Here is a 12,701-nt window from a genome sequence, read left to right on the forward strand (position 1 = left end):
AATTTTAATTATCCAATCTCGATTCACCAGATTAGCCGAAGTGTAGCATGTGATAATGCTTTATGTCGCTTTCCCTCCCCCCTCCAAACTGCACTAGTGATTCAAAAATAAACAACATTATTCCGATAAAAAATAGAAAGAAAATAAAAAAAGCCAATCATGTTCGATTGGCTTTTTAATAAAACTTAATGGTCGTTGACGAGTTCACGTCCTAGTCTTTTCATGCGCGGTTTATACAGCACATGATAAGTCACACCTAAAATGATCAACCATACTGGACTGACATATAGCGCTTTTAAGGTATCAGGCTCTAATGCCAAGATCACCAAAGTGAAAAGCATGAATGCCAAAACAACATAACTCATCCAAATGCCGCCCGGCATTTTGAATGTAGATTTTTCATGTAATTCAGGACGTAATTTACGATAGCGTAAATAGCACACCATAATGAGACTCCAGACACTAATGAATAGAATCACACAGAGTGAACTTGCTAATGTAAATGCCTCCATTGTGTTTGGAACAAAGTACTGAAGCACTGCCCCGCCCATAATGAAAGTACAAGAGAAAATCAAACCATTTGAAGGGACTGCGCGTTTTGATAAACGTCCAAATGCTCCCGGTGCCTGACCGTCTTTTGATAAACCGAACAGCATACGACTGGTTGAAAACACACCGCTGTTCATTGAAGACATGACCGAAGATAGCACCACCAAGTTCATGATGATCGCAGAAACCGGAATACCCGCATTTAAGAATAACTCAACAAACGGGCTTTTATCTGCACGAATGTGATCCCACGGTGTTACCGACATCACAATAAATAACGCCAATACATAGAACAAAATAATACGTACCGGAATCGCGTTAATTGCTTTCGGTAAGTTCTTCTGCGGGTCTTTGGTTTCAGCAGCTGTCGTACCAACCAACTCAACCCCGACAAACGCAAAAACGGCAATCTGGAATCCTGCCAAGAAGCCTTCTGTACCTTTCGGGAATAAACCGCCATGTGACCAGACATTACTAATGCTGGCAACAGCGCCTTGCGGAGCTTGAAAATGGCTGAAAATCATATAGCCACCCACACCGATCAGGCCAATAATTGCCAGAATCTTAATAAGGGCAAACCAGAATTCAATTTCACCAAATAGTCGTACTGTAAGGAGGTTAAGACCCATCACAAACAACACACAGCCTGCACTAATCATGGCCTGCTGTATTGGTGAGAAGCTTGCACCATCGGGTAGCCAGAAGCTCAAATAGTTAATGACTGCTGAAAGGTCCGCAATACCCACCAGCACCCAACCTAACCAATAGGTCCAACCTAAATAGTACCCGGCCCAAGGACCAATCAGGTCATGAGCCATATCAACAAAAGATTTGTAATGCAGATTTGCAAGGAGTAGTTCACCCATTGCACGCATTAAGAAAAAGAACATGCCTCCAATAATCATATAAATAAAGAGAATTGAAGGACCTGCGAGGGAGATGGTTTTACCTGAGCCCATAAATAGGCCAGTTCCAATTGCACCGCCAATAGCAATCAGTTGTAAATGACGGTTAGACAGTTTTCGTTGCAGATGATCGGGAGAATTTTCCGTATCTGAATGACGAGCCGTTGTCATATTAAAATTCCTTTTTGAATTCCTTTGTTAAGATCAGCAACCTATGGCGAAAATTGAACCGTATGCCATAGGTCACTGAATCTGTTCACCAAAAAACGACTGGTTAAACCGTATCTATCTTCCTTCTGTTAGATACATCATCGTTTTTGGAGTAAAGCCGAATTACTTTTGTGCTGCCGTCACGGCAATTTCAATTAACCAATCTGGATTGACCAAATCGGCCTGAATTGTGGCACGCGATGGAGCAACACACCCTTTTAACCAGTCAACCCAAATTGCATTTACGGTTGAAAAGTCAGAAAGATTTTTCAAATAGAGCTGCGCAGAGAGCAAGCGAGATTTATCGGTATTGGCTAATGCCAAAAGTTCATCAATTGTTGCAAGAATTTCACGGGTTTGACCTGCCACGTCCTGCTCGGTATTTTTAGGCACCTGACCTGACAAATAAACCACTTTGTTAAAAACAGTCACGGCGCTCATGACTTCGTTAGTGTTAATCTTTTGTATATCTGAATTAGACATTCGGATTTCCTTATACCTGATTAATAAATTGAACACGGGCGGTGACGGCACACATCAGTTCATAACCCACCGTACCGGATGAAACTGCAACATCGTCAATAGATAGAACGACGCCTGTACTTGACTGACCCCAGAGCACCACTTCACTACCAACTTTGGCACTCTCAATACCCGTTAAATCGACTGCCAACATATCCATACTGACGCGGCCAACTGTACGCGTGCGTACTGAGTCCACTAAAACTGGAGTACCTGTTGGCGAAATACGTTGATAACCATCGGCATAGCCGCAAGCCACAATCCCAATCGTCATGGGTTGCTCTGCGACAAAGTTTGAGCCATAACCTACGCTTTCATTCGGCTCCAAATGCTGAACGGAAATAATTTCACTACGTAAGCTCATGGTCGGCTGCAAGCCCCAATCCGCAATACTATGGGTTGGGTAATCTGGCGAGCTGCCATAAAGCATGATGCCGCTACGGACATAATCTGATTTGAGCTGGTCTTGATAACGCAGAATTGCCGCACTATTACTTACCGATCTTTCACCCGGTAAATCCTTCACAATTTCTTCAAAGGCAGTAATTTGATAATCAATACCTTGCTGACCGAAACGATCACCATCTGCATCCGAAAAATGCATCATGTGGGTAATCTTGGCGACATTTGCCAAATTATTTAAACGTTCCCAAGCCTGCACATAATGCTGTGGTTTAAAACCAAGACGGTTCATACCACTGTTCATTTTCAAAAAAATATCAAATTGAGCAGGATAAGGATGCTTTTCTACCCACTCGATTTGCGCTTCACTATGAATGGTGAAACTAAGCTGATACTGCACACAATCAAATAAGTCTTGAGGAGAAAAAATCCCTTCGAGCAACAAAATCGGGCCCGTCCAACCTAGAGCACGAATTCGTTTTGCTTCATCAAGATCCAGTAAGGCAAAGCCATCTGCTGCTTTAAATGCTTCATAAACACGTTCAATTCCGTGTCCATAAGCATTGGCTTTGACAACGGCAAAGACCTTACTATTTGGCATAGCTTTGCGTACCACCGCCAAGTTATTTTGTAAGGCTTGACGGTGGATCACTGCGGTAATAGGACGAGGCATGATTACTTTCCTAACGTCCGTTAAGCCGCATGTGCGTGTGAATAACGCTGAATTGAAAGACCATCGGTACTGATATCAGTCTTATGATTCAATACGATGTCACTGATTAATTTTCCTGAACCGCACGCCATGGTCCAACCTAAAGTGCCATGACCTGTATTCAAAAACAGATTTTTAAAGCGAGTCGCACCAATAATTGGAGTACTGTCTGGTGTCATTGGACGTAAACCTGTCCAGAAAGATGCTTGTTCCATATCACCACCCGGGAACAAGTCTTGAGTCACCATTTGCAAGGTTGCACGGCGGTCTTCGTTTAGACCTAAATTGAAACCACTTAGCTCAGCCATACCACCTACGCGAATACGTTGATCAAAACGAGTAATCGCAATTTTGTAGGTTTCATCAAGTACTGTAGATTGCGGAGCAAAAGCAGGGTCAACAATAGGAATCGTCAACGAGTAACCTTTTACAGGATATACAGGTAACTGTAGATCAAGCGGTTTCAAGAAATCACGTGAATAGCTACCAAACGCTAGAACATAACGATCTGCAGTTAAAACTTTACCATTGACCTGAACGCCTTTAATTTGATCGCCTTCGACAATCAATTTTTCTACATTCTGGTTAAACTGGAAGTTAACGCCTAGCTCTTTAGCAATTTGAGCTAAAGCATTAGTAAATAAATAGCAGTCGCCTGTTTCATCATTTGGTAAGTGTAAACCACCCACAAGTTTATCTTGTGCATTGGCCAACGCTGGTTCTACACGACCAAGTTCGTTGCCATTTAATAATTCGTAGCTTACGCCGCACTCTTCAAGCACGCTAATGTCGCGTTGAACCGCTTCCATTTGTGCTTCTTTACGGAATAACTGCAACGTACCTTTAGCGCGGTTTTCGTAGTGAATACCCGTGTCTTTTCTTAGTTCACGTAAGCAGTCACGGCTATATTCAGCCACACGCATCATACGTTCTTTGTTCACAGCATAACTTTGCGGATTACAGTTTTTCAGCATTTGCGCCATCCACTGTAATTGCCACATGCTGCCATCTAAATTAATCGCAAGCGGTGCATGGTGTTGGAACATCCATTTCACAGCTTTAAAAGGAATTCCTGGTGCTGCCCAAGGGGTCGAATACCCAGGCGAAATTTGACCTGCATTACCAAAACTTGTTTCTTCAGCAGGACCTGACTGGCGATCGAGAACAGTAACCTCAGCTCCTTGTCGAGCCAGATAATAGGCACTTGCCACTCCAATAACGCCGCTACCTAGTACAATTACGCGCATTTCCATTCCCTCACGCACACCAGTTTATTTCACTAGTATATTTCTGCTTCAATAGTTTATTTCACTGTTTTTTAGGCTATAATCTAGGTAAATTTATGTTTTTCTCGCGAGAATTTTAAAAAAAGAGGAAATATCTATGCGCCCCTTAGATCGTATAGATCGCATGATTCTGGATATTTTGCAGCGTGAAGGACGAATTGCGATTAGTGAATTGGCATCAAGAGTCAACCTCTCTACCACCCCTTGTTCAGAGCGTGTAAAGCGCCTTGAGCGCGATGGCATTATCATGGGTTATTACGCACGTCTAAACCCAGCCTACGTTGACCGTAACCTGCTTGTCTTTTTAGAAATTAAGTTATCTGCCAAATCTGGCGATGTATTTGATCAGGTGGCTAGAGACTTAGTTGAGATTCCTGAAGTACTCGAATGTCACCTCATTTCAGGCGAATTTGACTACCTTGTAAAAGCGCGTTTAAAAGAAATGAGTGCATACCGCCGCTTGTTAGGAGATCTATTAAAGAAACTCCCAGCTTCGGCATCTTCACACAGTTATGTGGTCATGGAAGAAGTGAAAGAAACTCTGTATTTAGATGTAAGCAAGTAAAGCGAGCATTATTGAACTCGCTTTACTCACGTTTTAAAAATTAGAAATATTTTAAAATCGAAATATGCTTGTTTTGATGTTTAAATTTCGAGAACCATTTCACCGCTGGATAGAGTACAAAAGACAACACAATCGTGATTAACCACAGCATCCACACATGATTGACCGACAAATAGTTTCCGTAGTTAGCTCCCCACACACTGAGTGCCAACACATACATCAGTTTCAACACATATAAGTGCAGTAAATAAAAGAACATCGGCACCGAACCAAACACGACCAATGGTTTTAGAAATGAATATTGCTGCATACGTTCAAAAGCAACGAGCACAAGCAAGCCAATTCCAACATTTAGCAAAATAAACAATAAAGACGGTGGATACTTGGTGAGGTTAAAAAAGCTCATAAGACTCAGTTGTAATGACTCAAAATATTGCCACGGCTGGTCGCCATAGACATTGATAAAACGCAGTAAAACAAATAACCCGATACTTACTAAACCAAGGCTGAGTAAAGCGCGGCTTCTTCGCTTTGCTGAATATTTTGAACTAAAGAACTGACCTAAAACGTAGCCTAATAAAATCACACCAATCCAAGGTAAAACCGGATAACTTGTACGAAGCTTGATGCCTGCAATCTCAATCCAACCACGTTCGTGTAAAACGAACCATATATTCTGTAGGATGCCTTGTGAGAAATGCACAGAATCTAATAAGTTGTGCCCAAAAATAATCATCAACGCTACACCTGCAAGAACAGGCAAAGGCAAACTTACACAACAAGCTAGCACCACCATGCTAATACCAATCGCCCAGATCACTTGTAAATAAATGACTTCGGGTGGAAAAGTTGCTGTCCATGCAAAGTTCACCAGCGTGAACTCTAGTGCAATCAAAAATAAGCCACGCTTTAATAAAAAAGTACGTGTTTGCTGTAAATCTTGTTTTTTTGACTGAAATAAAAAAGCAGAAATACCGGTTAAAAGTACAAAAACCGGAGCACAAATATGGGCCAATAATCGACTGCCAAATAAAGCCGGTTCTGTTACTGTTACGTCCATTGGATCGGTAACCTGTTTATGTAAATAGAAAGTTTCTCTTACATGGTCGAGCAACATAATGATGATCACCAAACCACGCAATGCATCAATCGACTGTAAACGTTCAATATTCTTTTCTAAAGACATAGCAGTAATCAACAAAATAATGTAACGTTATACTATTACATTTAATTCCTTTTGTCTTTTTATGGCTGATTATTTATGCGACACAAATTAGGATTGTTGTCTTCGTTAGGTCTATCATTTATATCGACACTCACTTGGGGAGAGGAAACGTCAACGGTACTTGAAACCATACGTGTTCAGGCCGAAAGTACTCGAGAAGATGTGAGCCAAAATAGCTCGGCAACTAAATTTACTCACGATGTTTTAGATGTCCCTTTTAACCGTGCTTATCTTTCTAAACAAATAATGGAACAGCAAGACGTGCAACGGATTGATGATACATTAACTTTAGTCAGTGGGGTTTTTCATCAAAATAGCTTTGGTGGTGGTTTTTGGGATAACTACTCATTTCGTGGCTTTAGTACCGACCCCAATTTAGGTGCGGCTATGATCCGTAACGGTTTGAGTGTTAACCGAGGAATTAGCGCTCCAAAAGATGTCGTAAATATTGAATCTTTAGAGTTTTTAAAAGGACCAATGGCGGCGCTATATGGTCGCGGCGAAACAGGAGGTTTGCTGAACCTCAACAGTAAAAAACCACAGTGGGAAAGCGAAAGTGAACTTAACCTACGCGCCAATACCCAAGAACAATATCGCATAAGTCTGGAACACACCGCGCCTATTAACGATGAACTGGCCTATCGTTTAGCAGTGGCTCACGAAGATAATCAAAGCTTTCGTGATCATGTTAGCAGTGAACGCTGGTTCTTTTCACCACAGCTTACATGGAAAATTTCAGACCAAACACAACTCGACTTTGACAGTGAATTTACAGAGCACAAAGGAACCTTTGACCGTGGTGTCAGCACAGTCAATCATCAGTTTGTGATGGACCCGAAAACCTTTACAGGTGAACCTGACGATGGTGACCTGAAGATAAAAGATTACTTTTACCAATTGCGTCTTAGTCACGAGTTTAACCCTGACTGGAAACTAAATAGTGTGGTCAGTTATAAAGATGCACAAATGGTCGGCTTTGCAACCGAACCTCGTCGTATGCAAGCCGATGGCCGCACTCTAGAGCGCCAACGCCGCTATCGTGATTATACAAGTGAAGATGTGCTGGCTCAGACCGAGTTACTTGGCAAGATTGATACCTCATGGGCTCGCCATGAAATTTTACTTTCAACCGAGCTTGGTCAACTCGACTATAAGCAAAACCAGCTTCGTCGCAATCACAGCACAAGCTCAACAAACACAATTGATATTTACCAACCTGAATATGGCAAATATTTACCGAATCTCACTCCGTTTACCGACACCAAAGAGCGCCAGCGTTACTTCGCGCTTAATGTACAAGATCAGATCTTTTTCAATGACCAGTGGAGCGTGTTACTCGGTAACCGTTTTGATCAGGTCGAACAAGACTTTAAAAATCATATAAAACAGACCGAAGACAACCAGACACTTCACCAGAATAGTCCACGTTTCGGAGTAAATTTTAAAGCCTCTGACCAATGGGCGTTTTATACCAACTATGGTCGCTCATTTGCTATGAATAGTGGTATGAACCGAAATGGACAAACCTTCGCTCCTGAAAAAGGCGAAAGCTATGAAGTCGGCACCAAATATAAAATAAACGACCAAAGTGTGCTGAGTCTCGCTCTGTTTAAAATGAAAAAACAGAACGTGCTAACGACAGACCCAATCGACAAAGACTTTCAAACCGCAGCAGGCGAAGTGAGCAGTAAAGGAGTTGAATTTGACTTAAATAGCCAGATCAATGACCGCTGGTTCGTTAATGCCAACTATAGTTATACCGATGCTCAAATTGAAAAAGACCAAGACTTGGCAAAAGGCGCTCGTCTGAGCAATGTTCCAAAACACCAAGGCTCCGTAAGCACCAATTATGAGTTTCTACAAGACTGTGCAAGAAAAGCAGGCGTAGGTGCCAACCTTACCTATGTCGGTGAACGCAGCGGACATAATCTTGATAATGGCTTTAACTTACCAAGTTATACGCTGGTCAATTTAAATGGCTACTATGCACCATCTGACCGTTTACGCTATCAGCTGAATGTAAATAACCTATTTGATAAGACCTACTATGTCTCAAGCTATAGCGATTTATGGGTTCAACCGGGTGAACCATTGAACGCCTCAATTTCGGCACAGTGGAAGTTTTAATTTATCTATAAAATAAAAAAGCCCGAATAGTTTCGGGCTTTTCACTAAAACATACCATTTTCATTAACGAGTGGATCGGGCTGTATTTGCCCAATATCCCAAAACTCCGCAATTTTTCCATTTTCAAAACGGCATATATGAACCACAGCTAAAATTGTTAGCTTGTCATTCATTTGCATTTCCAGTTTCGAATGTACTGCAACTAAAGCACCATCCTCAATGACATGTTGAACTTCAAGAACTTTGTTTGGAGTTTCAATTGCACTTTCACGCATCCCTTCCTTTAAAGAAGTCTTATCACCAGCATAATAAGGATTGTGATGCTTAAAGTTTGGGGCGGTGTAATTGCCGTAGGCTTCATCGACCTCGCCAGCGGCAGCAAGCTCTAAAAAACGTACCGCAATTTCTTTTTGAGATAAGCTCATTGTAGAACCTCCCGGCTATATTTAGGCTTTACTGTAAAATGTCATCTTCTTCTTCGTCGAAGACATAAGCCATGCAGCCCCACCCATCATATTCGCCGTTAAATTGCTCAGCGATTGTCGAAAACCACTGCTCCAGATCAACAATATCTGAATACTCTGGTTCCATCGTAACAAAGATGGTAATGATCCATTCATTCGGTTCAACAGAATCATCTTGGAAAAGAGAAATTTTTTGCTCTTGATAGAGTAAATGCATCGCGCATTGCTCTGCATTTTGCTGATCTTGAAATGCAATTGAAAATTCAATTTCATGAAGCTCGGTTAAATCATCCCCGTCTTCAACCATTTGCCAAAGTACATTGCCGTTATCATCATCTGGAAATTGTTCGTAATCGCGGTTCATTAGATTGTCCTTGTTGTTGCTCTATTTGTATTATTCGGCATTAAGAATAACCGACTTTTATTGCAGTTTGGATATGTATTCAGTTGCGAATTGCATCAAATTTTAATTTTTTAAAAAGGCACTTGTGACTCAATCACCACATCTGTTCCCTTCAAAGGATGTTGAAAAGCGAGATATGCAGCGTGTAAAGCCATACGATTCAAATGAAACCGTTTTGGTTCAGGATGATATAACTTGTCCCCCATAATCGGATGCCCAATATGCATCATATGTACACGTAACTGGTGCGAACGCCCTGTCACAGGTTCCAGCAACACACGACTTTGATCTGTTGTTTCATCATAAACCAATGGTTGAAACAATGTTTTAGCATGTTTGCCTAATTCAAAATGTACAATTTGTCTTGGGCGATTTTCCCAGTCAGTAATGAGTGGAACTTCAACACTGCCCTCTTGTTTTACTTGGCCTTGTACCAAAGCAATATAATGTTTTTTGACTGTTCTGGCCTGAAACATTTTACTTACCGCAACTTCTGCATCGCGATGCTTGGCAAACATAAGTAAACCTGAGGTTGCCATATCTAAACGGTGCGTAACCTTTGCTAAAGGGAACTTTTCTAGCACTCTTAAATACGCACTGTCATGATGTTCAGGTAACCGACCCATGACCGACAACAAGCCCGCAGGTTTATCAACCACAATTAAATCGTCATCTTCAAATAAAATTGAAAGCGGATCTTGTGGTGGAGCGTAAACAAAGTTGTCGTTTAAAGGCATGGTCGTAGAAGCAGCAATGGAGCATGGCGGCAAATCATAAAGAAATTTCAGACCTACCGCAAAATAATCTATAGCGCTTTACTCATGTTCCACGTGAAACTCGGAAAATCTTTATCGTTTTTTATTCATTTCAGCTAAAAGATCGAGCTGAATTTCTTGAATATGTGCAAGTCTTTCCCACTGATGCGATAAAAGATGGTCCATTTTTTCATGTAAATGACGAATCTCAAGCTCGGCTTTTAAATTAATTTGATAGTCATGTTGGGAACGCAAACGGTCTTTTGCTTCTTGGCGGTTTTGACTCATCATAATAATAGGTGCCTGAATTGCAGCTAAACATGACAACACTAAATTCAGCAAAATAAAAGGATAAGGGTCGACGGGACGGACCACCATCACAACCGTATTTAAAACAATCCACCCCGTTAAAAATAAAGCAAAACAAATGAGAAAAGCCCAACTCCCACCAAATGATGCGATTTTATCTGCCAGTTTTTCTCCAAACGTCCAGTTTTGATCAAAATCTGACTCTGTATTTCGGCTAATTAATTCATGCCGTTGCATACTGCCAATTACTTCATTTTCTAGGTTAGATAACTCACCCTTTTCCGAGCGTAATAGGGACTGCACATATTTAATTCGATAATCTGCCAGATCGGCCCGACAAATAAAGCTTGAGTAACTCCAATCGGGATGATCTTGGATAATTTCATCACTAATCACATTCCGAATAACTTCACCCGAAACCAGATCTTTTAACGGGAAATTCTTTCCGCATACGGCGCATTGGCGACACTGGTTTTTATTCTCCATCTTATTCAGCTCGCAATTATAATAATAAGCATATTATATAAATGATTTCAGGTGACCACATCGTAAATAAAAATAATGCTTTAACCCAATATTTGTAAAGTTGCTGGCACTATTCTTCGATGTGCAGGAATCACCGGAACCATGTAGAGTTTTCCAAGCCAATTTTTAATATGTACCACTGTGGTTATGGTGAGTACTTGCGTCTTTTCATTCTTATAAACAGATAAAGTCACATTTAAGTGCTTGTCATCGTCTCCAATCACTAATTCATTTTCGGTACGTTGCCGAAAGGTAAAAATTCCAATTCGGTCGCCTGCAACATACTCATTTTCTTTTTTATTCGAATCAATCTGTTTGAAACTTCCTAAGTCTTTAAGCCCAATCTTTGAAGTAATTTTATTACGCATATTCATGCTCCACTCTATCCACGCTGGAGTGTGTTGAAATAGCTTAATAAGTTGTTGAAATACGCTCAGGTCGGGCTGACCCAGCACAATACTCCACGAGTCGTGGAAATAAGCATTGTTCAATTGAGATGAGATTTGGCTGTCGCTAGGTAAAGTAGAAAGATAAGGCTTATTCATTAAATTATATTCTTGTAAAGTATCGTTTTTATTATAGAGAATTTTTTAGGGTGTCAAGGGAAAACATCTATGGTTTACTTCAACAATTATAACTTTGTAAGTTAGAACCTTTTGCCTATAAACTTTTGATCTATAGCGTCCTAAGCCGAATCGAGACCTTTTGGGTGAGTACACACTAACGTTATACGTTTTGGTGCATGCTACTCTTTTCGATCCCTATCACACCCTTGAGATATAGTTTAGCCAGCACCCTGCGGGATTGTTTTTCTAAGAAAAGCTAATTTTTAATATTTTTGGGAATTTTTACGTCATTATACAAATTTAAAAGAAATTATTCCCATTTACCAATAATTAGTTATATTTAAATTCCATTTTATTTGTATTTTTCGGTTTATTTTACCAAATCATTAACTGTTTTGAGCAATTAGGCACCAGACTATAAAAAGAATCTAACGCCAGTAAAGTATGCTTTGTCTATGTAGAATCTCTTGCGTTTAGGTCACAAGAGAACTCTACTTTTCATTCTGGCTATTTACACTTATTCGTTATATTAAACTTTGGAGATTCGTTGAAACTCACTAAGGTAAAGCTTCTATCGATGAAGTTTTCTGTATCTTCATTAGGAGTATGAAAAAACCACTCTGAAATACCATTATTTTTTAAAATAACCTCAAAGTTAAAATTAACTCCTATATTCTTATCTTGGAAATACACCTCATACTCATTAGGCTTAATTTTCAAAATTTTAGTTACTTTATAAAATGGTTGATCAGGGGTATCAAATGAGAATTTAATGGACTGATTCTTTTGATCAAAACTTACAGAATTAATATTCGTAGAGCTTTCTTTCTTATTCGCCTCCACAGCACACTCATAGATCCATTTCTCTGGTTTATCTTTATAAATATAATAATTATTCCTTGCTTGAAACTTTGAAAAAAACTCATTCACAGTATTAGCAAAAGAAAGACTAGGAACAACCAATAAAAAATATAAGAAAATAATCCTCATCTACAAACACCTACACTCACAATATTCTTAACCTTACTTTTAGCTCTAGTGAAAAAAGATAAATTTTTCATCCTTTTATTCTCTAAATAAGTATCCCATTTATAGATACCCATATTATTAATAATTTTCATTTTTTATCTTAAGAATTAAATAATCAATGCATCAAACTATAAAAAGTAAATTACC

13 protein-coding genes are annotated in these 12,701 nt (G+C 40.0%); 2 read left to right on the plus strand and 11 right to left on the minus strand.

Going from position 1 to position 12,701, the window contains the following annotated elements:
* Window positions 1-185 precede the first annotated feature (185 nt).
* The 4 genes from ACG59Z_RS15915 to ACG59Z_RS15930 form a co-directional block, all read right to left on the minus strand.
* Window positions 186-1,625, minus strand: coding sequence for an amino acid permease (locus ACG59Z_RS15915; RefSeq protein ID WP_000205436.1), 1,440 nt, complete (start codon window positions 1,623-1,625; stop codon window positions 186-188).
* 162 nt (window positions 1,626-1,787) lie between these two features.
* Complete coding sequence (locus ACG59Z_RS15920; RefSeq protein WP_000071347.1) at window positions 1,788-2,147, minus strand: RidA family protein; 360 nt, start codon at window positions 2,145-2,147, stop codon at window positions 1,788-1,790.
* Between the two features lie 10 nt (window positions 2,148-2,157).
* Window positions 2,158-3,261: an alanine racemase gene (gene alr, locus ACG59Z_RS15925; protein WP_001137864.1), complete on the minus strand. Its 1,104-nt coding sequence runs from the start codon at window positions 3,259-3,261 to the stop codon at window positions 2,158-2,160.
* 20 nt (window positions 3,262-3,281) lie between these two features.
* Window positions 3,282-4,547 carry a D-amino acid dehydrogenase gene (locus ACG59Z_RS15930; protein WP_001263981.1) on the minus strand — a complete coding sequence of 422 codons (1,266 nt, stop codon included), beginning with the start codon at window positions 4,545-4,547 and terminating at the stop codon, window positions 3,282-3,284.
* 136 nt (window positions 4,548-4,683) lie between these two features.
* Here ACG59Z_RS15930 and ACG59Z_RS15935 point away from each other — a divergent pair, with 136 nt between their 5' ends.
* Window positions 4,684-5,151, plus strand: coding sequence for an Lrp/AsnC ligand binding domain-containing protein (locus ACG59Z_RS15935; protein ID WP_001247568.1), 468 nt, complete (start codon window positions 4,684-4,686; stop codon window positions 5,149-5,151).
* Window positions 5,152-5,191: 40 nt separating this feature from the next.
* Here ACG59Z_RS15935 and ACG59Z_RS15940 read toward each other — a convergent pair whose 3' ends face one another.
* Window positions 5,192-6,337, minus strand: a complete 1,146-nt coding sequence (locus ACG59Z_RS15940; protein WP_272243165.1) for a heparan-alpha-glucosaminide N-acetyltransferase domain-containing protein — start codon at window positions 6,335-6,337, stop codon at window positions 5,192-5,194.
* A gap of 75 nt (window positions 6,338-6,412) precedes the next feature.
* On the opposite strand from ACG59Z_RS15940, the gene ACG59Z_RS15945 reads away from it, so the two are divergent.
* A complete protein-coding gene (locus ACG59Z_RS15945) occupies window positions 6,413-8,503 on the plus strand; it encodes a TonB-dependent siderophore receptor (RefSeq protein ID WP_272243164.1) in 2,091 nt (696 codons plus the stop codon).
* Between the two features lie 44 nt (window positions 8,504-8,547).
* Here the strand turns inward: ACG59Z_RS15945 and ACG59Z_RS15950 are convergent, their stop codons facing one another.
* The 6 genes from ACG59Z_RS15950 to ACG59Z_RS15975 form a co-directional block, all read right to left on the minus strand.
* On the minus strand, window positions 8,548-8,928 hold the full coding sequence (locus ACG59Z_RS15950; protein ID WP_000059268.1) for a nuclear transport factor 2 family protein: 381 nt from the start codon (window positions 8,926-8,928) through the stop codon (window positions 8,548-8,550).
* 28 nt (window positions 8,929-8,956) lie between these two features.
* A complete protein-coding gene (locus tag ACG59Z_RS15955) occupies window positions 8,957-9,331 on the minus strand; it encodes a ribonuclease E inhibitor RraB (RefSeq protein ID WP_001078193.1) in 375 nt (124 codons plus the stop codon).
* Window positions 9,332-9,441: 110 nt separating this feature from the next.
* On the minus strand, window positions 9,442-10,107 hold the full coding sequence (locus tag ACG59Z_RS15960; RefSeq protein ID WP_001130511.1) for an RluA family pseudouridine synthase: 666 nt from the start codon (window positions 10,105-10,107) through the stop codon (window positions 9,442-9,444).
* Between the two features lie 111 nt (window positions 10,108-10,218).
* Window positions 10,219-10,920, minus strand: a complete 702-nt coding sequence (locus tag ACG59Z_RS15965; protein ID WP_400200259.1) for a DUF1003 domain-containing protein — start codon at window positions 10,918-10,920, stop codon at window positions 10,219-10,221.
* 80 nt (window positions 10,921-11,000) lie between these two features.
* Entirely contained in the window at window positions 11,001-11,504 is a 504-nt protein-coding gene (locus ACG59Z_RS15970; protein ID WP_400200261.1) for a DUF2867 domain-containing protein, read from the minus strand.
* 528 nt (window positions 11,505-12,032) lie between these two features.
* Complete coding sequence (locus ACG59Z_RS15975; protein WP_400200262.1) at window positions 12,033-12,515, minus strand: hypothetical protein; 483 nt, start codon at window positions 12,513-12,515, stop codon at window positions 12,033-12,035.
* Window positions 12,516-12,701: the final 186 nt, after the last annotated feature.

It is taken from the genome of Acinetobacter sp. ABJ_C1_1 (assembly GCF_044684115.1).
In the GTDB taxonomy this organism is placed as follows: domain Bacteria; phylum Pseudomonadota; class Gammaproteobacteria; order Pseudomonadales; family Moraxellaceae; genus Acinetobacter; species Acinetobacter nosocomialis_A.

Coding starts and splice junctions, on each gene's coding strand:
- ACG59Z_RS15945 (WP_272243164.1), top strand. CDS start 6,413: ATGCGACACAAATTAGGATTGTTGTCTTCGTTAGGTCTATCATTTATA.
- ACG59Z_RS15965 (WP_400200259.1), bottom strand. CDS start 10,920: ATGGAGAATAAAAACCAGTGTCGCCAATGCGCCGTATGCGGAAAGAAT.
- ACG59Z_RS15950 (WP_000059268.1), bottom strand. CDS start 8,928: ATGAGCTTATCTCAAAAAGAAATTGCGGTACGTTTTTTAGAGCTTGCT.
- ACG59Z_RS15960 (WP_001130511.1), bottom strand. CDS start 10,107: ATGCCTTTAAACGACAACTTTGTTTACGCTCCACCACAAGATCCGCTT.
- ACG59Z_RS15920 (WP_000071347.1), bottom strand. CDS start 2,147: ATGTCTAATTCAGATATACAAAAGATTAACACTAACGAAGTCATGAGC.
- ACG59Z_RS15930 (WP_001263981.1), bottom strand. CDS start 4,547: ATGCGCGTAATTGTACTAGGTAGCGGCGTTATTGGAGTGGCAAGTGCC.
- ACG59Z_RS15955 (WP_001078193.1), bottom strand. CDS start 9,331: ATGAACCGCGATTACGAACAATTTCCAGATGATGATAACGGCAATGTA.
- ACG59Z_RS15940 (WP_272243165.1), bottom strand. CDS start 6,337: ATGTCTTTAGAAAAGAATATTGAACGTTTACAGTCGATTGATGCATTG.
- ACG59Z_RS15915 (WP_000205436.1), bottom strand. CDS start 1,625: ATGACAACGGCTCGTCATTCAGATACGGAAAATTCTCCCGATCATCTG.
- ACG59Z_RS15970 (WP_400200261.1), bottom strand. CDS start 11,504: ATGAATAAGCCTTATCTTTCTACTTTACCTAGCGACAGCCAAATCTCA.
- alr (WP_001137864.1), bottom strand. CDS start 3,261: ATGCCTCGTCCTATTACCGCAGTGATCCACCGTCAAGCCTTACAAAAT.
- ACG59Z_RS15935 (WP_001247568.1), top strand. CDS start 4,684: ATGCGCCCCTTAGATCGTATAGATCGCATGATTCTGGATATTTTGCAG.
- ACG59Z_RS15975 (WP_400200262.1), bottom strand. CDS start 12,515: ATGAGGATTATTTTCTTATATTTTTTATTGGTTGTTCCTAGTCTTTCT.